The 17,844-nt window shown below is 65.3% G+C and carries 19 protein-coding genes; 5 read left to right on the top strand and 14 right to left on the bottom strand.

The features are described 5' to 3' along the window. Nucleotides 1–5: 5 nt before the first annotated feature. Together HL666_RS23705 and HL666_RS23700 are read left to right on the top strand one after the other, a co-directional pair. On the top strand, nucleotides 6–1,013 hold the full coding sequence (locus HL666_RS23705; RefSeq protein ID WP_172109715.1) for a Bug family tripartite tricarboxylate transporter substrate binding protein: 1,008 nt from the start codon (nucleotides 6–8) through the stop codon (nucleotides 1,011–1,013). 218 nt (nucleotides 1,014–1,231) lie between these two features. Next, nucleotides 1,232–2,314 (top strand): DUF2336 domain-containing protein, encoded by a 1,083-nt coding sequence (locus tag HL666_RS23700; RefSeq protein ID WP_172183919.1) that lies wholly within the window; start codon nucleotides 1,232–1,234, stop codon nucleotides 2,312–2,314. Nucleotides 2,315–2,392: 78 nt separating this feature from the next. On the opposite strand, the gene HL666_RS23695 is transcribed toward HL666_RS23700, so the two are convergent. From HL666_RS23695 to HL666_RS23635, 13 genes are all read right to left on the bottom strand, one after another. Continuing rightward, nucleotides 2,393–4,513 (bottom strand): sodium-translocating pyrophosphatase, encoded by a 2,121-nt coding sequence (locus HL666_RS23695; RefSeq protein ID WP_172183917.1) that lies wholly within the window; start codon nucleotides 4,511–4,513, stop codon nucleotides 2,393–2,395. 202 nt (nucleotides 4,514–4,715) lie between these two features. Beyond that, nucleotides 4,716–5,708: a thiamine-phosphate kinase gene (gene thiL, locus HL666_RS23690; RefSeq protein ID WP_172183915.1), complete on the bottom strand. Its 993-nt coding sequence runs from the start codon at nucleotides 5,706–5,708 to the stop codon at nucleotides 4,716–4,718. A 185-nt stretch (nucleotides 5,709–5,893) separates the two neighbouring features. Then, complete coding sequence (gene nusB / locus HL666_RS23685) at nucleotides 5,894–6,403, bottom strand: transcription antitermination factor NusB (protein ID WP_172109719.1); 510 nt, start codon at nucleotides 6,401–6,403, stop codon at nucleotides 5,894–5,896. 1 nt (nucleotide 6,404) lies between these two features. Beyond that, complete coding sequence (gene ribH, locus HL666_RS23680; protein ID WP_172109720.1) at nucleotides 6,405–6,896, bottom strand: 6,7-dimethyl-8-ribityllumazine synthase; 492 nt, start codon at nucleotides 6,894–6,896, stop codon at nucleotides 6,405–6,407. Nucleotides 6,897–7,080: 184 nt separating this feature from the next. Further along, on the bottom strand, nucleotides 7,081–7,689 hold the full coding sequence (locus tag HL666_RS23675) for a riboflavin synthase (protein ID WP_172183913.1): 609 nt from the start codon (nucleotides 7,687–7,689) through the stop codon (nucleotides 7,081–7,083). Continuing rightward, nucleotides 7,689–8,840 (bottom strand): bifunctional diaminohydroxyphosphoribosylaminopyrimidine deaminase/5-amino-6-(5-phosphoribosylamino)uracil reductase RibD, encoded by a 1,152-nt coding sequence (gene ribD / locus HL666_RS23670; protein WP_172183911.1) that lies wholly within the window; start codon nucleotides 8,838–8,840, stop codon nucleotides 7,689–7,691. Before ribD ends, HL666_RS23675 begins: the two co-directional genes overlap by 1 nt. Continuing rightward, nucleotides 8,837–9,322: a transcriptional regulator NrdR gene (nrdR, locus tag HL666_RS23665; RefSeq protein ID WP_011927287.1), complete on the bottom strand. Its 486-nt coding sequence runs from the start codon at nucleotides 9,320–9,322 to the stop codon at nucleotides 8,837–8,839. The genes ribD and nrdR overlap by 4 nt, the downstream gene beginning before the upstream one ends. Before the next feature lie 14 nt (nucleotides 9,323–9,336). Continuing rightward, complete coding sequence (gene glyA / locus HL666_RS23660) at nucleotides 9,337–10,641, bottom strand: serine hydroxymethyltransferase (protein ID WP_172109723.1); 1,305 nt, start codon at nucleotides 10,639–10,641, stop codon at nucleotides 9,337–9,339. Nucleotides 10,642–10,826: 185 nt separating this feature from the next. Next, complete coding sequence (locus HL666_RS23655; RefSeq protein ID WP_246741613.1) at nucleotides 10,827–11,231, bottom strand: hypothetical protein; 405 nt, start codon at nucleotides 11,229–11,231, stop codon at nucleotides 10,827–10,829. 183 nt (nucleotides 11,232–11,414) lie between these two features. Beyond that, nucleotides 11,415–11,636, bottom strand: coding sequence for a hypothetical protein (locus HL666_RS23650; RefSeq protein WP_006612770.1), 222 nt, complete (start codon nucleotides 11,634–11,636; stop codon nucleotides 11,415–11,417). An 18-nt stretch (nucleotides 11,637–11,654) separates the two neighbouring features. Beyond that, nucleotides 11,655–11,879 carry a hypothetical protein gene (locus HL666_RS23645; RefSeq protein ID WP_172183909.1) on the bottom strand — a complete coding sequence of 75 codons (225 nt, stop codon included), beginning with the start codon at nucleotides 11,877–11,879 and terminating at the stop codon, nucleotides 11,655–11,657. 200 nt (nucleotides 11,880–12,079) lie between these two features. After that, nucleotides 12,080–12,592: a transcriptional regulator LdtR gene (gene ldtR / locus HL666_RS23640; RefSeq protein ID WP_008962376.1), complete on the bottom strand. Its 513-nt coding sequence runs from the start codon at nucleotides 12,590–12,592 to the stop codon at nucleotides 12,080–12,082. 359 nt (nucleotides 12,593–12,951) lie between these two features. Continuing rightward, nucleotides 12,952–13,419, bottom strand: a complete 468-nt coding sequence (locus tag HL666_RS23635) for a DUF6163 family protein (protein WP_172109725.1) — start codon at nucleotides 13,417–13,419, stop codon at nucleotides 12,952–12,954. A gap of 228 nt (nucleotides 13,420–13,647) precedes the next feature. On the opposite strand from HL666_RS23635, the gene hemB reads away from it, so the two are divergent. The 3 genes from hemB (at nucleotide 13,648) to HL666_RS23620 (ending at nucleotide 16,285) form a co-directional block, all read left to right on the top strand. Then, complete coding sequence (hemB, locus tag HL666_RS23630) at nucleotides 13,648–14,709, top strand: porphobilinogen synthase (protein ID WP_172109726.1); 1,062 nt, start codon at nucleotides 13,648–13,650, stop codon at nucleotides 14,707–14,709. Nucleotides 14,710–14,871: 162 nt separating this feature from the next. Then, nucleotides 14,872–15,420 (top strand): RDD family protein, encoded by a 549-nt coding sequence (locus HL666_RS23625; protein WP_172183907.1) that lies wholly within the window; start codon nucleotides 14,872–14,874, stop codon nucleotides 15,418–15,420. Nucleotides 15,421–15,508: 88 nt separating this feature from the next. Then, entirely contained in the window at nucleotides 15,509–16,285 is a 777-nt protein-coding gene (locus tag HL666_RS23620; protein ID WP_172109728.1) for an arginyltransferase, read from the top strand. Between the two features lie 85 nt (nucleotides 16,286–16,370). On the opposite strand, the gene HL666_RS23615 is transcribed toward HL666_RS23620, so the two are convergent. Further along, complete coding sequence (locus HL666_RS23615) at nucleotides 16,371–17,753, bottom strand: Nramp family divalent metal transporter (protein ID WP_172109729.1); 1,383 nt, start codon at nucleotides 17,751–17,753, stop codon at nucleotides 16,371–16,373. Between the last annotated feature and the right edge of the window lie 91 nt (nucleotides 17,754–17,844).

Genomic DNA, 17,844 nt, shown 5'->3' with positions numbered 1-17,844 from the left:
AATCATTGGCTCATCGCACCGCGCTATCGCGCCGCAAGCTTCTCACGGGCGCCGCCGCGCTCTCGACCGCCGCCATTCTGCCGCGCACGAGTCTCGCCGACTGGCGCCCCACCGAGACGGTGAAGCTGATCGTTCCGGCAGCGCCCGGCGGCAGCACCGACGTGATGGGCCGGCTGCTCGCGGCGCATCTGCAGACGGCGTGGGGGCAATCGGCCGTGGTCGAGAATCGCTCCGGCGGCGGCGGCACCATTGGCACCGCCGAGGTCGCACGCAACACCAAGGGCGACGGCTCCACCATCCTCATCGGCAATCCCGGCCCGAATGCGATCGCCTATTCGATCTTCCGCAACCTCGCCTACAAGCCGGATCAGCTGCAGGCGGTCTCCAACATGATCCGCATCCCAAACATCGTCTCGGCGCATCCCTCCACCGGCATCAAGTCGATTCCCGAGCTGATCGCCTATCTCAAAGCCAATCCCGACAAGCTGAACTACGGCTCCTCCGGCGTCGGCCAGAGCCCGCATCTCACCGGCGCCTGGTTCCTCCAGCTCACGGGATTAAAGATGACGCACATCCCGTTCCGCGGCGCCGGCCCGGCGCTCCAGGCCGCGCTCGCCGGAGACATTCAGATCCTGTTCGACAATCTGTTTCCATCGCTCCCGCAGATCCAGGACGGCAAGCTGACCGGGCTCTGCGTGACGACGCCGGAGCGCAGCGCCAATGCACCTGACCTGCCGACCATGCGCGAGAGCGCGCCGGAGCTGGCCAAGTTCGACGTCTCGTCCTGGTTCGGCGTCTTCCTGCCCAAGGCCTGCCCGCCCGAGATCGTCACCGCGCTGAACTTGCAGGTCAAGGCGATGCTGGAGCGCGAGGACATCCGCAAGAATATCGCGGCCATGGGTGCGCGGGCCGACTACGGCACGGCGCAGCAATTTGGCGACTTCGTGCAGGCAGAGACGAGCAAATTCGCGTCCATCATCCAAAAGGAAGGCCTGCAGATGGACGCGCAATGACCGGCACGCCGGAGCCTGCGATCCATCACACGGTATCCAGATACAGTTCATGGGTGTAACGGCACCTTAAGCGAGGCGGTGCGATAGATGGCGGCCGCGTGTCTTTGATCTGGTCTTGGGATACCGTCGGTGGATGCCGGGCCTCTTCCCTCCAAGAGGCGGCCCGGTCACCGTCCGAAGGGCAGGCGCCGGCAATGTCCATCGCATGAGCCCGCGTCTTGCCAAATAGCGTCCTGCATCAGCTCGAAGACATTCTTGCCAGCCGCTACGTCTCGCGGCGCGCAGAAATCCTGGAACGCGTGACCGACCTGTTCGTGGTCGGCTCGGGCAAGTTCAACGAAGAGCATGTCGATCTGTTCGACCACGTGCTGTTCAAGCTGCTCGACAACGTGGCGATCGCCGCGCGCGCGGAGCTCGGCAGCCGGCTCGCGGTGCTTCCCGATGCGCCGCCGCGCCTGATCAAGCACCTGGCCGTGGATGAAACGATTGCAGTCGCCGGTCCGGTGCTGCGCCAGAGCGACCGGCTTGATGAGAATACGCTGGTCGCGGCCGCACAGACCCGTGGCCAGGAGCATCTGCTTGCCATCTCGGGCCGCAAGATCCTGACCGAATCCGTCACCGACGTGCTGGTCGATCGCGGCGACCAAGCCGTTGTTTCGAACACCGCGAACAATGACGGCGCCCGTTTCTCAAATCACGGCTTCTCCGGCCTCGTGACCAAGGCCTCCGATGATCCGGGCCTGGCGCTGAGGCTCTGGAGCCGCCCCGACAGCCCGCGCGAAGTGCTGGTCCGCCTGTTCGTCGAGGCCTCTGATGCCGTGCGCAACCAGCTCGCCTCGGCCGACAGCGCCCGGTCAGAGATCGTCGAGCTTGCCGTCGCCCAAGCGTCGGGCCATCTGCAGGCCGCGGCGCGGACGCGCTCGAACGACTTTGACAATGCCAAGGCCTATGTCGAGCAGCTCTACGCCACCGGCCAACTGCACGAGGCGCAGCTCCACGGCTTCGCCAAGGAAGGCAGCTTCGACAAGGTCACGCTGGCGCTGTCCTTGATGTGCAAGCTGCCGCTCGACATGGTCGAGCGCGCCTTCGTGCGCAAGCAGCCGGATCAGCTGCTGGTGCTTGCCAAGGCGCTCGATCTGTCCTGGGTCACCACGACGACGCTCCTGTTCATGCAGGCGCATGTCAGCGGCAGCGCGCGCCCGCAGCTCGATCAGCACCTGGCGAGCTTCACGCAAATGCAGCCGCGCATGGCGCAGAGCATGCTGCAAAGCTATCGGACACGGCAGCGGGCGGCGGAGTAATCTTTCTCAACAACGAACCGAGTTCAAATCAAAGCCCCGCGGCTCGCACCGCGGGGCTTTGTTTTCGGACCACGCTACTCAGTGCGCCAGGATCGCCAGCAGCAGCAGGGCCACGATGTTGGTGATCTTGATCATCGGGTTCACCGCCGGGCCCGCCGTGTCCTTGTAGGGATCGCCGACGGTGTCACCCGTGACGGCCGCCTTGTGCGCATCCGAGCCCTTGCCGCCGAAATGGCCGTCCTCGATGTACTTCTTGGCATTGTCCCAGGCCCCGCCGCCGGAGGTCATCGAGATCGCAACGAACAGGCCGGTGACGATGACGCCGAGCAGCATGGCACCGACGGCCGAGAACGCCGCCGATTTGCCAGCCGCGCCACCGCCCGCGATCGCGTAGATCAGGAAGTAGACGACGATCGGCGACAGCACCGGCAGCAGCGAGGGAATGATCATCTCCTTGATCGCCGCCTTGGTCAGCAGGTCGACGGCCTTGCCGTAATCCGGCTTGTCCGTGCCCTGCATGATGCCCGGCTTCTCGCGGAACTGCCGGCGCACCTCCTCGACGATCGCGCCGGCGGCGCGGCCGACCGCGGTCATGCCCATCGCGCCGAATAGATACGGCAGCAGGCCGCCGAACAGCAGACCAACCACGACATACGGGTTGTTCAGCGAGAAGTCCGGCTTGATCCCCGCGAAATAGGGATGGTGCGCCGAATCCGCGATGAAGAACTGCAGGTCTTGGTTATAGGCCGCGAACAGCACCAGCGCGCCGAGACCGGCCGAGCCGATCGCATAGCCCTTGGTGACGGCCTTGGTGGTGTTGCCGACCGCATCGAGCGCGTCGGTCGACTTGCGGACCTCCTTGGGCAGGCCGGCCATTTCGGCAATGCCGCCGGCGTTGTCCGTCACCGGGCCGAAGGCGTCGAGGGCGACGATCATGCCGGCCAGCGCCAGCATCGTCGTGGTGGCGATCGCGATGCCGAACAGGCCGGCGAGACTGTAGGTGACCAGGATGCCGGCGATGATGACGATCGCGGGCAGCGCGGTCGATTCCATCGAGATGGCGAGGCCCTGGATCACGTTGGTGCCGTGACCGGTCACCGAGGCGGCCGCGATCGACTTCACCGGGCGGAAGTCGGTGCCGGTGTAGTATTCGGTGATCCAGATGATCAGGCCGGTGACGACCAGGCCGACGACGCCGCAGACGAACAGCGCGGTGCCGGTGTAGTCGACGCCGTCGAGCTTGCCGAAGCCGATCAGCCACCCGATCGCAATCGCGACACCGGCGAGCGACAGCACGCCAGTCGCGATCAGGCCCTTGTAGAGCGCGCCCATGATCGACTGGCTGGCGCCGAGCTTGACGAAGAACGTGCCGGCGATCGAGGTGATGATGCAGATGCCGCCGATGGCGAGCGGCAGGGTCATCATGTTGGCGAGCAGCGACGACTTGGCGAAGAAGATAGCGGCCAGCACCATGGTGGCGACCGCGGTCACCGCGTAGGTTTCGAACAGGTCGGCGGCCATGCCGGCGCAGTCGCCGACATTGTCGCCGACGTTGTCGGCGATGGTCGCGGGGTTGCGCGGATCATCCTCGGGGATGCCGGCCTCGACCTTGCCGACGAGGTCACCGCCGACGTCGGCGCCCTTGGTGAAGATGCCGCCGCCGAGACGGGCGAAGATCGAGATCAGCGAGGCGCCGAAGCCGAGCGCGACCAGCGCATCGATCACGGTGCGGCTGTCGGGCGCGAGCTTCATGAAGCCGGTGAGGATGCCGAAGTAGATGGTGACGCCGAGCAGCGCCAGACCCGCGACGAGCAGGCCGGTGATGGCGCCGGCCTTGAAGGCGAGTTCGAGGCCGCCGGCGAGCGAGGTGATGGCGGCCTGCGCGGTGCGGACGTTGGCGCGCACCGACACGTTCATGCCGATGAAGCCGGCGGCGCCGGAGAGGATCGCGCCGATCGCAAAGCCGATCGCGACGAGCATGCCGAGGAAATACGCAAGGAGCACGAAGATCACGACGCCGACGATTCCGATCGTCGTGTATTGGCGGCGGAGATAGGCCTGAGCGCCCTCGGCCACGGCCGCCGCGATTTCCTGCATCCGCGCATTGCCGGCGTCCGCGCTGAGCACCGATTGTGTGGCCCAGATCGCGTAGACGATCGACAGCGCTCCGCAGAGCACGATCACCCATAAAGCTGACATTTAGTTTCCTCGGCTCTTTGCTTTTCTAACTACGTCACGCCGCGATGGTGCGACGCACGCCCCCTGTCAGGCCGCTCCGGGCGGAGCCGCCTCGAACGTCATGGACCTTGCCAAAATCGCCATGATGACGCAACGCCGCGACGCCTGAACCGCTCCAAATTCAGACGCTTCTTTGGTCGCAATGTGCGGTTGCGAACAGATGTCAGAAGTGGCTGTAAGATAAGCGCGTCAGCGCAGCTGGACGGCCCTGCCCGTCCAGGAAGCGCGGCGGGTGCGCGCCTTCGACGATGGTGCCGAGATCGGTCAGGGCTACCCGGGCCGTCTCAGCCGCAGCGCGGAATGCTTCGCATTGCGCTGCGGGAACTGTGCAAAGGATCTCGTAGTCGTCGCCGCCCGAGATCAAAGTTTCCAGTTCGACCGATCCCGCAGCAAGCAGCCTTGCCGCTGCTGATGAGGTCGGGACACGTGACAGAGCAATGTCGGCGCTCACGGAGGAGGCAGCACAAAGCTTGGTCAGGTCGCCGGCGAGGCCATCAGAGACGTCCATCGCGGCCGTCGCGTAGTCCCTCACGGCAGCCGCCAATCCGCAGCGCGGCTGCGGCACGCGATAGCGGCCGATCAGCATATCCCGCGCGGCGGGATCGGCGTCCAGCGCAGCCGTCTCCGCCTTGCCCGTCAGGATACGCAGGCCGAGCGCCGCATCGCCGATCGTGCCTGTGACCATCACCCGGTCGCCGGGGTGCGCTCCGAAGCGGTGCACCATCCGTCCCCGGGGGACACGGCCCCAAGCCGTGACCGAGACCATGACGGGCCCCGGCGTCGACACGGTGTCGCCTCCGAGCAATGGACAGCCGAAGGCCGCGGCGTCCTCGCCGAGGCCGGCCGCAAAGGCCGCGAGCCAGGCCTCATCTTTCTGCCGCAGCGCGAGCGTCAGCAGGAAGCCGGCGGGCACCGCGCCTTTGGCGGCGAGATCGGACAGGTTCACCCGCAGCGCCTTGCGGGCGATCGTGCCGGGCGGGTCGTCGGGAAGATAGTGGACGCCTTCGACGATGGCGTCGGTGTTGACGACGAGGTCGTCGCCCGAGGCCGGGATGATGGCGGCGTCGTCGACGAGGCCGAAAGCACCGGGGTCGGTGGCCAGCGGCTTGAAGTAGCGGGCGATGAGGGAGTCTTCGCCGGACGGAGTTCGGGTCATCGGCGCCCTCCCCAGTCTCCGCCGTCAGCGCCCGGCTTGACCGGGCGATCCAGTACGCCGCGGCCCCTCCGTATCCATCGAACGTCTCTGGAATACTGGATCACCAGCCTTCGCGGGTGATGACGGCGGAGCAAACACGTTGGCACGGCGTCGGTCCGCAGAAATGCTGCGCCCGCCGCCATCACCTACTTCGGCCCCATCTCGTCGCCGCGATACTGGCGGGCGAGTTGCTCGAGCACGGCGTTGACCATGCCGGTCTCATCGCGCTCGACGAAGGCATGGGCGATGTCGACATATTCGGACACCACGACGCGGGCCGGAATGTCCTTGCGCCGCTCCAGCTCATAGGCGCCGGCGCGCAGCACCGCGCGCAGGATCGCGTCGATCCGCTGCAGCGGCCAGCCGCGCTCCAGCGCGGTATCGAGCACCGGATCGATCTTGGTCTGGTCGCGCACCACGCCGGAGACGATGTCGCGGAAGAACGCGGCCTCGGCGGGCAGATACTGTTCACCCTCGACCTCGTTGCCGAGCCAGTGGCTCTCGAATTCGGCCAGGACGTCGTTGATCCCCGCGCCGGCGATGTCCATCTGGTAGAGCGCCTGAACGGCGGCGAGGCGCGCGGCCCCGCGGCGGTTGGCCTTACGGTCGTTGGCGCGGACCGGGCCTTTGAAGGGTCTGTTGCTGCTTTCGGCCATGTCAGCCTCGCGCCAGGCGGCGTTTGATGCGCAGCACGGCCAGCGCAGCCCGCGCGGCATCGCCGCCCTTGTTCATCTCGGACACGCGGGCGCGCGCCCACGCCTGGTCCTCATTGTTGACCGTCAGGATGCCGTTGCCGAGCGGCAGGCCGCGGGCGACCGAGAGGTCCATCAGCGCCCGCGAGGATTCCTGCGAGACGATCTCGAAATGGATGGTGTCGCCCCGGATGACGCAGCCGAGCGCGATCGCGAGATCATAGGGCTTGCCAGTCTTGGCCGCCGCATCCAGCGCGATCGCGATCGTCGCCGGGATCTCCAGCGAGCCGGTTACGGTGAGGACGTCGTAGCTCACACCGGCCGCCTTCAACTCGGCGGTGGCGCCCTCCAGCATGGCGTCCTGGATGTCGTCGTAGAAGCGGGCTTCCACGATCAGCGCCCGGGCGCCGGAGATGTCGGTCTGGTCTTTCAGCGGCGCGCGCCGTGCGTCTGCCATGGTTCGGTTTCCATTGTCTTCAGCTGCCTCGCCCTTGAGGGAGCGGCCAATGGGCCGCATCGCGAAGGACGAGATGAAATTGGCCTCGTGCTGCGAACCGGCGCATCAGCGCCGCCTCGCCATGAGGGCTGGCCTTGTAGGCGCGAGCGCCGGCAAAGCCAAGACGGAAAGCCTCGCTTGGAGGCTACTTCATTTCCGTGAGGCGCGCCGCATAGCGCGCCATCAGGTCGACCTCGATATTGACCTCGCTGCCGGCCTGCCAGGATGACAGCGTGGTGACCGCGAGCGTATGCGGAATGATCAGGACCGAGAAGGTCAGATCGTCCACGGTGTTGACCGTCAGCGACACGCCATCGAGGGTGATCGAGCCCTTGGTGGCGATGAAGGGTGCCAGCTCGCGCGTGGTCTTGAACACGAACCGCGCCATGTCCGGCAGGTTCTCGCGGCTGACGATGGTGGCGATGCCGTCGACATGGCCGGAGACAATGTGACCGCCCAACTCGTCGCCGATCTTCAGCGCCCGCTCCAGGTTGAGCTTCGAGCCGACGCGCCAGTGCCTGGCGGTCGTCAGCGCCAGCGTCTCCGCCGCAGCATCGACCTCGAACCAGGTCTTCCCGTCGGCGACACCCGACTGCACAACCGTGAGGCAGACGCCGTTGTTGGCGATCGACGCGCCATCGGCAATCGTAGCCTGATCATAGCTGCAGGCGATCCGCAGCCGGTGCAGCTTGCCCTCGGTCCGCGGCGTCAGGCTGACGATCTCGCCGATGTCGGTGACGATACCGGTGAACATTACACGCGCTCGTAAATCGTAAGGGTGTCGGGATCGAGCGTCTCGCTAGCACGAACGCGATAGGCCTGCGACTGCGTGATTGCGGTCAGCGGCAATGCATCCAGCGCAGCAATCCCGTCGGCGCCGATCGTGCCGGGACCGCGCAGGAGCCAGATCTCGTCGACGAAGCCGCTCGCCATGAAGGATGATGCGATGCGGCTGCCGCCCTCGATCATCAGGCGGGTGATGCCCTTCTCGGCGAGCGCCTTGAGCACCGCGGGCGGCTCCAGCGCCGATGGCTCGGCCTGCGGCGGCACACGGATGACCTGGGCACCGGCAGCACCGAGCTTGGTTGCCGCCGCGGGCTCCGCTAGCGCGGATGCGACCATCCAGAGCGGCGTGGTTCGCGCTGATTGCACCAGCCGGCTCGTCATGGGAAGCCGCAGCATTGGATCGAGCACGACGCGCACCGGCGAGCGGGACTCCATCCCCGGCAGCCGGCAGGTCAGCAGCGGATCGTCGGCGATCGCCGTACGCACGCCGATCAGGATCGCGTCGCTCTGGGCACGCAGCAGATGCACGCGCGTCCGCGCGGTCTCGCCAGTGATCGCCACCGGCTTGCTGCCGCCGGCTGCGATCTTGTCGTCCGCCGAGACGGCGAGCTTGAGGATCACATGCGGCCGGCCATCACGGATACGCCGGAAATGGCCGGCATGGTCGCGCTTGGCGTCGGCCGAACAGAGACCGACCTCGACCTGGACGCCGGCGGCACGCAGCTTCGCATGCCCCTGCCCCGCGACCTCGGGATTGGGGTCCTCGATCGCGGACACGACGCGGCTGATGCCGGCGGCGATCACCGCGTCGACGCAAGGCGGCGACTTGCCGAAATGCGAGCACGGCTCGAGCGTCACGTAGAGCGTGGCACCCTTGGCCGCCTCGCCCGCCCGCCGGAGCGCCTCCGGCTCGGCATGCGGACGCCCGCCCGGCTGGGTCCAGCCACGGCCGACGATGATGCCATCCTTGACCACCACTGCGCCGACAGCCGGGTTCGGCCAGGTCCGCCCCTGCCCACGCCGGCCAATCGCCAGCGCCAGCTGCATGAAGCGGCGGTCGGCGTCCTTTTGCGCCTTCAGCTTCTCGCCGACCTGATCGACCAGGACCCGAAAGATCATTTGCGGACCGGCGCCAGCCGCGGCGTCTCGTCCTCGGCCGAGAGCTCGCCGAGCACGGCCTCGAAATCCTTGGCCTCGCGGAAATTGCGATAGACCGAGGCGAAGCGGACATAGGCGACGTCATCGAGATCGCGCAGATGCTCCATCACGATCTCGCCGATCGCCTCCGAGGACACTTCCGATTCGCCGCCGCTCTCCAGCTCGCGCACGATCGCCGACACCATCTTCTCGACCCGCTCCGGATCGACCGAGCGCTTGCGCAGCGAGATCTGCACCGAGCGCATCAGCTTGTCGCGATCGAACGGCACACGGCGGCCGTTGCGCTTGATCACGGTGAGTTCGCGCAGCTGCACCCGCTCGAAGGTCGTGAAGCGGAAGTTGCAGGTGACGCAGACCCGCCGCCGCCGGATCACCGAGGAGTCCTCGGTGGGGCGGGAGTCCTTCACCTGCGTATCGAGGCTGTTGCAGCTCGGGCAGCGCATTGTGGCTTCAAGCCTTACTGATAGATCGGGAACCGGTCGGTCAGCGCCTTCACCTTGTCCTTGACCGCGGCTTCCACCAGCGGCGCACTGCCTTCCGAGGACTGCGCAATCGCGTTCAGCACCTCGGCGATCAGGCTGCCGACCTGCTGGAATTCCGCGACGCCGAAGCCGCGGGTGGTCGCCGCCGGGGTGCCGAGACGAAGGCCCGAGGTGACGAACGGCTTCTCGGGGTCGAACGGGATGCCGTTCTTGTTGCAGGTGATGCCGGCGCGAACCAGCGCCTTCTCCGAGACGTTGCCCTTCAGCCCCTTCGGCCGAAGGTCGACCAGCATCAGGTGGTTGTCGGTGCCGCCGGAGACGATGTCAAAACCCTGGGCGCGCAGCGATTCCGCCAGCGCCTTCGCATTCTCGACGATGTTCTTCGCGTAGACCTTGAACTCCGGCCGCAGCGCCTCTGCGAACGCCACCGCCTTGGCCGCGATGACGTGCATCAGCGGGCCGCCCTGCAGTCCGGGGAAGATCGCCGAGTTCAGCTTCTTGGTGAACTGCTCGTCGTTCCAAAGGATCAGGCCGCCGCGCGGGCCGCGCAGCGATTTGTGGGTCGTGGTTGTGACGATGTGAGCATGCGGCACCGGCGAGGCATGAGCGCCGCCGGCGACGAGGCCGGCGAAGTGGGCCATGTCGACCAGGAGGTAGGCGCCGACGCTGTCGGCGATCTCGCGGAAGCGCTTGAAGTCCCACGGACGCGAATAGGCGCTGCCGCCGGCGATGATCAGCTTCGGCTTCACTTCCTCGGCCTGTTTCGCCACCGCATCCATGTCGATCAGGTGATCGTCGCGGCGCACCGTGTAGTGCGCGGCCTTGAACCACTTGCCGGACATGTTGACCGGCGAGCCGTGGGTCAGATGGCCGCCGGCGGCGAGATCGAGACCCATGAAGGTGTCGCCCGGCTGCAGGAGCGCCAGGAACACGGCCTGGTTCATCTGGCTGCCGGAGTTCGGCTGGACGTTGGCGAAATTGGCGCCGAACAGCTTCTTGGCGCGGTCGATCGCGAGGTTCTCGGCGACGTCGACCCATTCGCAACCGCCATAGTAGCGCGCGCCCGGATAGCCCTCGGCGTATTTGTTGGTCATGACCGAGCCCTGGGCCTCCAGGACCGCCCGGCTGACGATGTTTTCCGAGGCGATCAGCTCGATCTCGTGCCGTTGCCGACCGAGCTCACCCTTGATGGCGGCGGCGATCTCGGGATCGGCCTCGGCCAGGGTGGCGGAGAAGAAGGAATCGACTGACGAGGCGGGCTTGGCGCTTGAAGCGGTCATCGGCGGAATATCTCCACGTCCGCAAGGCCTTAGGCGGCCGGCGGTCGGTTCAGTGAAGGCGGTCGGAAAAGACCCCTGCCCTTACCATACGGGCGGCGGCAGGCCAAGGGACAGGCCAAGCGGTTGCGGGTCAAACCGGCTATTTGCGCCAGATATGGTGGACGGCCGCTGGAACAAGCCCCTGCTTAGGCCCCGCGGCAGGAGTGCCAGCTTTCCGACATCTTCCAGGTTTTCTTGGTCCGCAGGTTGGTCGCCTTGTAGATTCGTCCCCGGTCATCGCCGGGCGGGCATTTCTTCGGCTTCCAGACGGTGCAGAGCCGCACGGGATCGCCCAGTTTGGAATGCGCGACGGCGGCATTCCATGCCGAGTCGATCTGCTCGGCGCCGTTCTGGTACAGCACGTGGACGCCCTGATCCATCATGGGCTCACCATACTCGTCGAGCTTCTCGCCGAGCTTGAACGGGGTCGGCGACAGCGGCTCATCGAACCGACCAGCAATTTTCGTGATCGTCGTCTCTACGCAGGCGCCTATTCTGGCCAGTGCTTCTCGACTGTTCAGTCCCTTCTGGGGCCAGACCGTCTCAGCCATGCTCCTCGTAGGCAGAGCCAGCACTCCGCACGCGAAGGCCAAGATTGCCGCTGTCGCAATAACTCGGGACACCAAACGCATCGATCCCCCAAAAATAAACAACCTGCATGAAACCGGACGGTCTCATACAGGTTGTCGGTATTATGAGGCAAGCGTCGCGCGAGTCATCGCGCGCCGAAGACATCAGAGGCCAGTGTAGCCCGCCTTCACCGGATCAACGCGACCGTCGAGCTGGCGCAGATAGGTCAGGCCGCACACGGTGAGACGATGCGGGTCACGCTCGCCGGCTTCGAACAAGGTCTGGATGTAGGCGCTGACCTTGCGCCGCGCTTCCTCGCTGGCTGCAGCGGTGCGGTTCGCCAGCAGGTCGTATGTGTGCATGATGCGATCGATGGCGGCTTCCATATCATCCCCTCTTGATCGTCAGGCCGAGTGCGCCATCTCGAACATCGAGATCGCCTTGTTCGCGAGCCTGAGCTTGTTGAATTCTCCGCGGTGGATCAGCTGCACGATGATGTCGACGAGCTGCTCGTTCGGCGTGATCGTGTCCGGCAGCGCACCTGACAGGCGCAGATAGTTTGCCGCGATCGCGTAGGAGTCGGCGACCACCTCCACGTTCATCACCTGCATTCCGCGATCGTGCAGCATGATCCAACCTCCGGCGGGGACAAGTCGTGGCAGCCTGGTTGGTTCCAGTTCAGAGCGAAAGTTTCTCGCAACAGCGAATAGAAATACCAAAAGAAAAAGCGCCGGCCCCAGCGGGACCGACGCAAGGTCGAACTCAGACGGCTGTCCGGTCTTGAATCTCCGCGATGGGAGGCCGGCTCAACCGAAACGATGTGCGCGTGTCAGAGCCGATACAGGATCTGGTCGGTCCAGAACCGCTCGAGGCGATGCAGCGACTTGTTCAGCGTGGAGAACTCCTCGCTCGAAATGCCGCCGACCTGCTCCACGGTCTTGACGTGCTTCTGATACAGCGAGTCGACGATGCGGCGGATCTCCTGCCCCTGCGGCGTGAGGCGGATGCGGACCGAGCGGCGATCGACGCGCGAGCGCTGGTGATCGAGGAAACCGAGCTCGACCAGCTTCTTCAGGTTGTAGGAGACGTTGGAGCCGAGATAGTAACCGCGCGTGCGCAGCTCGCCCGCGGTCAGCTCCTTGTCGCCGATGTTATAGAGCAAGAGCGCCTGGACCGAGTTGATGTCGGAACGACCGCGACGATCGAACTCGTCCTTGATGACGTCGAGCAGGCGGCGATGCAGCCGCTCCACCAGCGTCAGGGCTTCCAGATAGAGCGACTGGACGGTGCCGCCCTGACCCGGCGCAGCAGTCTCCACGGCCGTCGCAACGGCTTTCATCATGACACTTCCCCTGTCGTCGTTTTTGTCGACTTATTCGACGAAACTTGTGTCCCGTCTGATAGAGCGAACTTAAGGGGCGTGCTTTGAAGATCGCCTTAAATAAGAGCATAAAGAGAGAATGAATCGCGGAGAGTGAATCGTCTTTTAACTCAGTAATTACAGAGGCTTTTGCAAGAGTCCGTTGACGGTCGAGAGGCGATGTTCGCGGTTCGTTTCATCCCGCTGTCGCATTCCAAAACAGCTACGGCTTGCACGCTAAGGTGTCTGTAACAGCTGTGGCAAACGCTCTTAAGGTGTTCGAAACATTACCCGCAATGCGTTGAAAGGATTTACGCCGGGCAACGATTGGAACGCACCACCTAGGGTGGTCGCTCGCGCGCAGCCATCCAGGCCAATACGAGATAGGCGGCAAGCATGACCGCCTCGCCGGCAACCACCACCAGATTGCCACCATAGATGCCCGGGAACATCAGCTCGATCACCGCCATCGAGACCACCGTGGTAAGCCACACCACCGCTCCCCACGGCGTCGCCAGCCACAGGCCCACGGCGGCGACCAGCTCGATCACCGCGAAATAGACGGTAGCGGCCTGCCAGGCCATGGCCTGGTTCTCGAACGCATCGTCCTCACCGCCGATGAAGCCGGTCACCTGCGCCCAGTGATAAAGTCCCTTGACGATCGACAGCATCGCCATGACGCGCAGGAACAGCACGAGCCGCCGCGTCCAGACGTTCTCGTCACCCTCGCGCCGATCTGAGGACATGGCGGCAATGGACATGGCGGCATTGTCGCGCGCCAGGTCTCGCGCCGAGGGGATCTCAGGCATGGCGGCTCAGGCAGATCGTCATGGGGAACATAGGACCTCTCAAGACCAGGAGGATGGCGATTCTGGGCCGTTCTTGGCCATCCCGCACCGTGAAATCAACCCGGCCGGAAATCAACCCGGACCACTTGCGTCAGGTCAAGTGACGGGCGGAGGGCGAAGTGCTACAGATTGTTGGAATACCAACAAATCAAATCCGGCTCGCCGGCCAGCTCAAGGAGCCAGCACCCCATGGCGATCAAATTCGGGCGCCCGATCGACCTGCGCGACGTTGCGCGTAACCCGGCGGCGGGAGCACCGCCGGTGCTCGATCTGACCATCCGGCCGCGGCGCAACCGCAAGGCCGAATGGGCGCGCCGGATGGTGCGCGAGAACGTGCTGACGACCGACGACCTGATCTGGCCGCTGTTCGTCGTGCAAGGCGACCGCACCCGCAGCACGGTGGCCTCGATGCCGGGCGTCGAGCGGCTGAGCGTCGACGAGATCGTCCGCGACGCCGAGCGCGCCGCCAAGCTGGACATCCCCTGCATTGCGCTGTTCCCCTACACCGAGCCGTCGCTGCGCGACGAGCACGGCTCGGAGGCGTGCAACCCTGACAATCTGGTCTGCCAGGCCGTGCGCGCCATCAAGAAGGAGTTTCCGGAGATCGGCGTGCTCTGCGACGTGGCGCTGGATCCATTCACCAGCCACGGCCATGATGGCCTGCTCAAGGACGGCCGCATTCTCAACGACGAGACCGTCGCGGTGCTGGTGCGTCAGGCCCTCGTCCAGGCCGAAGCCGGCTGCGACATCATCGCGCCCTCCGACATGATGGACGGCCGGGTCGGCGCCATCCGCCAGGCGCTGGACCAGTCGGGCTTCCTCGACGTGCAGATCATGGCCTATGCGGCCAAATACGCCTCAGCCTTCTATGGCCCGTTCCGTGACGCGATCGGCTCGGCCAAGACGCTGACCGGCGACAAGCGCACCTATCAGATGGACAGCGCCAACAGCGACGAGGCGCTGCGCGAGGTCGAGCTCGACATCGCCGAGGGCGCGGACATGGTGATGGTCAAGCCGGGCATGCCCTATCTCGACGTCGTCAGGCGGGTGAAGGACACGTTCGCCATGCCGACCTTCGCCTACCAGGTGTCGGGCGAATATGCGATGATCGCGGCGGCCGCCAACAATGGCTGGATCGACGGCGACCGGGCGATGATGGAGAGCCTGCTCGCCTTCAAGCGCGCCGGCGCCGACGGCGTCCTGACCTATTTCGCGCCTCAGGCCGCCGAGCGGCTGCGCCGCCACGGCTGAGCGGACCCGACGCGCCGTGCGGTTTCGACGCCCGGACATGCGGCTCTCCGCGCAATAGATCGCGAAAACGCCGGAAATTTGCCGCGCGCATTGCAAGGATCGCCTCTTGCAAGCGCGCGTGCTGTTCCCATGTCCTGGTTGCCAATTCGGGAGGGTCCATCGATGGCGTCTGCGAGCCCCGGCAACGACCACGGCTGGTCCAGTGGCGGGACGAGTCCGCGGCCGCATGCCTATGATCCCCATCAGCAGCTGGAGCTGTTTCGCGGCGTGCTGACGCGGCGGATGATTGCGTTCTTGATCGACCTCCTGGTGCTCGCGGTCCCCGTTATCCTGGCTGTCATCTTCATTGCCGTCTTCGGCGTGGTCACGCTCGGCCTCGGCTGGGCGCTGTTCTGGCTGGTCTCGCCAGCCTCGGTGATCTGGGCGATCGTCTACTATGGCGCGACCATCGGCGGGCCGAACTCGGCAACGATCGGCATGCGGGTCATGGATCTGGAGCTGCGGACCTGGTACGGCGCGCCCGGCTACTTTGTGCTCGGTGCCGTGCATGCGGTGTGCTTCTGGATCTCAGTATCGGCGCTGTCGCCCTTCATCCTGCTGATCGGATTGTTCAACGGACGCCGCCGGCTGCTGCACGATTACGTGCTCGGCACGGTCGTCATCAATACGTCGGTCCGCTCGCAACCCGCCCAGCCGGCTCGGACGTGGTGAGACCGCAGGTGACCCATCAAAACCGATTGACCGGCCGGCTTCGGAGCGCAATTCTGTTGTTGACCGCCTCGGAGGCTCACGACGTTCCTTGACCCAGCACTCGCGTGACACCCCGCAATTCTACCTGACCGCGCCGTCGCCCTGCCCGTATCTGCCGGGCCGGCAGGAACGCAAGGTGTTCACGCATCTGGTCGGCGACAAGGCGACCGATCTCAACGACCTCCTCACCCATGGCGGCTTCCGCCGCAGCCAGTCGATCGCCTACCGGCCGGCCTGCGATCAGTGCCGGGCCTGCGTGTCGGTCCGCGTGATCGCCAACGAATTCCGTCCCTCGCGTAACTTCCGCAAGGTGCTCGCGCGCAATTCCGACCTGATCGGCGAGCAGCGCAGCGCGGTACCGACGTCCGAGCAATATTCGATCTTCCGCGGCTATCTCGATCAGCGCCATCGCCATGGCGGCATGGCCGACATGACGGTGCTCGATTACGCCATGATGGTCGAGGACAGCCATGTCGAGACGAGAATCATCGAGTACCGCCGCCGCAACCTGAGCAACGGTCCGAACGCCAGGGGCGGCGAGCTGGTCGCGGTCGCCCTGACCGACGTGCTCAGCGACGGCCTTTCGATGGTGTACTCGTTCTTCGACCCGTCCGAGACCACGCGCTCGCTCGGCACCTTCATGATCCTCGACCACATCGCGCGGGCGCGGCGCCAGGGACTGCCTTACGTCTATCTCGGCTACTGGATCGAAGGCTCGAAGAAGATGGACTACAAGAGCCGCTATCTGCCGCAGCAGCGGCTTGCAGCGGCCGGCTGGCTCCGCGTGGACGCCGAAGGCGACACTGCGCCAGAGCCGCAGGAGTGAAAGAGGGCGAATGACGAATAGGAGTAGCGGATAGCGCGCTTCCAACTTCCCCTATCCGCTACTCCTATTCGCCATTCGCCTCACATCATCCCGTGGCCAGATCCCACACCAGCTTGGCGTTGAGGGCGATGATCACGACCGCGATCAGAGTCGCAATCGCCGTGAGCCAGCGTGGCGCCACGAATTGTCCCATCTTCGCTTGGCTCGCGGTGAGCAGGACCAGCGGCACGATCGCGAACGGCAACTGCAGGCTGAGCACGACCTGACTGAGAATCAGCAGCTGCCCGGTGGCCTTCTCGCCGGCCCAGATCGTCACCACCACGGCCGGCACGATGGCGATCATGCGGGTGATCAGGCGGCGCAGCCACGGCGCGATGCGCCAATGGAGAAATCCTTCCATCACGATCTGACCTGACAAGGTCGCTGTGATCGTCGAATTGAGGCCGCAGCACAGCAGCGCGATCGCAAACAATGTCGGAGCCAGCGTCGATCCCAGCAAGGGAGCCAGGAACGAATGCGCCTGATCGAGCTCGGCGACGTCGAGCTGCCCGGTCCGGTGGAACGTCGCCGCCGCCAGAATCAGAATGGAGGCATTGATGGTCAACGCCAGACACAGCGCGATCGTGGAGTCGATCGTCGAAAGCGTGATCGCCTCGCGCTTCTCCGCGGGACTGTCGCCATAGCCACGGGTCTGCACCAGCCCCGAATGGAGGTACAGATTGTGCGGCATTACCGTGGCGCCGAGAATGCCGAGCGCGAGATAGAGCATCTCCGGATTGGCAATCAGCTGGCTGCTCGGCACGAAGCCCTTGATCACCAGGGCCCAGTCCGGCTGCGCCATGGCGATCTGGATCGCAAAGCAGAGCGCGATGATGCCGAGCAGCGCGACCACGAACGCCTCGATCCAGCGAAAGCCGAACGCCTGCAACGCCAGGATCAGGAAGACGTCGAGGGCGGTGACACAGACCCCGATCGACAGGGGCAGCCCGAACAGCAGGCTGAGACCAATCGCCGTGCCGATGACCTCGGCGAGGTCGGTCGCGGTGATCGCGATCTCCGCCGACAGCCACAGCGGGACCGAGACCCAGCGCGGGGTCGAGTCGCGACAGGCCTGGGCCAGGTCGCGGCCGGTGGCGACGCCGAGCCGCGTGCACAGCGACTGCAGCACGATCGCCATCAGGTTGGACAGCAGCGCGACCGAAAGCAGCACGTATCCGAACTTGGACCCGCCCGCGAGTGACGTAGCCCAATTGCCGGGGTCCATGTAGCCGACCGCGACCAGATAGCCGGGTCCGAGGAACGCCAGCAGCTTTCGCCAGAGCGATCCCTTGGTTGCGGTGCGGACCGTCGCGAACATGTCGCCCAGAGACGGCTCACCGCGCTCGCCGCGCCATCCCCCCGTCATCGGGCGGTCGCTCGGCGGAACCATGGCATGCAGCTGCGAAAGGTCTGACGATTTTGCGTCCATGCCGTCATCCTGAACGAAACCGACCTTTAATGCAACTTATTTGCAAGAGCGAATTGTGGCGGATCTTGGAATTATTCGGATACCGTTTGAT

It is taken from the genome of Bradyrhizobium aeschynomenes, assembly GCF_013178945.1.
GTDB classification, from domain to species: domain Bacteria; phylum Pseudomonadota; class Alphaproteobacteria; order Rhizobiales; family Xanthobacteraceae; genus Bradyrhizobium; species Bradyrhizobium aeschynomenes.
Note: the sequence above shows the minus strand (reverse complement) of the source record. Positions and strands in the feature narration are given on the sequence as shown.

What these genes read in the sequence shown, in the direction of transcription:
- HL666_RS23695 (WP_172183917.1), bottom strand. Translation starts at nt 4,513, where the DNA reads ATGTCAGCTTTATGGGTGATCGTGCTCTGCGGAGCGCTGTCGATCGTC.
- thiL (WP_172183915.1), bottom strand. Translation starts at nt 5,708, where the DNA reads ATGACCCGAACTCCGTCCGGCGAAGACTCCCTCATCGCCCGCTACTTC.
- nusB (WP_172109719.1), bottom strand. Translation starts at nt 6,403, where the DNA reads ATGGCCGAAAGCAGCAACAGACCCTTCAAAGGCCCGGTCCGCGCCAAC.
- ribH (WP_172109720.1), bottom strand. Translation starts at nt 6,896, where the DNA reads ATGGCAGACGCACGGCGCGCGCCGCTGAAAGACCAGACCGACATCTCC.
- HL666_RS23675 (WP_172183913.1), bottom strand. Translation starts at nt 7,689, where the DNA reads ATGTTCACCGGTATCGTCACCGACATCGGCGAGATCGTCAGCCTGACG.
- ribD (WP_172183911.1), bottom strand. Translation starts at nt 8,840, where the DNA reads ATGATCTTTCGGGTCCTGGTCGATCAGGTCGGCGAGAAGCTGAAGGCG.
- nrdR (WP_011927287.1), bottom strand. Translation starts at nt 9,322, where the DNA reads ATGCGCTGCCCGAGCTGCAACAGCCTCGATACGCAGGTGAAGGACTCC.
- glyA (WP_172109723.1), bottom strand. Translation starts at nt 10,641, where the DNA reads ATGACCGCTTCAAGCGCCAAGCCCGCCTCGTCAGTCGATTCCTTCTTC.
- HL666_RS23655 (WP_246741613.1), bottom strand. Translation starts at nt 11,231, where the DNA reads ATGGCTGAGACGGTCTGGCCCCAGAAGGGACTGAACAGTCGAGAAGCA.
- HL666_RS23650 (WP_006612770.1), bottom strand. Translation starts at nt 11,636, where the DNA reads ATGGAAGCCGCCATCGATCGCATCATGCACACATACGACCTGCTGGCG.
- HL666_RS23645 (WP_172183909.1), bottom strand. Translation starts at nt 11,879, where the DNA reads ATGCTGCACGATCGCGGAATGCAGGTGATGAACGTGGAGGTGGTCGCC.
- ldtR (WP_008962376.1), bottom strand. Translation starts at nt 12,592, where the DNA reads ATGATGAAAGCCGTTGCGACGGCCGTGGAGACTGCTGCGCCGGGTCAG.
- HL666_RS23635 (WP_172109725.1), bottom strand. Translation starts at nt 13,419, where the DNA reads ATGCCTGAGATCCCCTCGGCGCGAGACCTGGCGCGCGACAATGCCGCC.
- hemB (WP_172109726.1), top strand. Translation starts at nt 13,648, where the DNA reads ATGGCGATCAAATTCGGGCGCCCGATCGACCTGCGCGACGTTGCGCGT.
- HL666_RS23625 (WP_172183907.1), top strand. Translation starts at nt 14,872, where the DNA reads ATGGCGTCTGCGAGCCCCGGCAACGACCACGGCTGGTCCAGTGGCGGG.
- HL666_RS23615 (WP_172109729.1), bottom strand. Translation starts at nt 17,753, where the DNA reads ATGGACGCAAAATCGTCAGACCTTTCGCAGCTGCATGCCATGGTTCCG.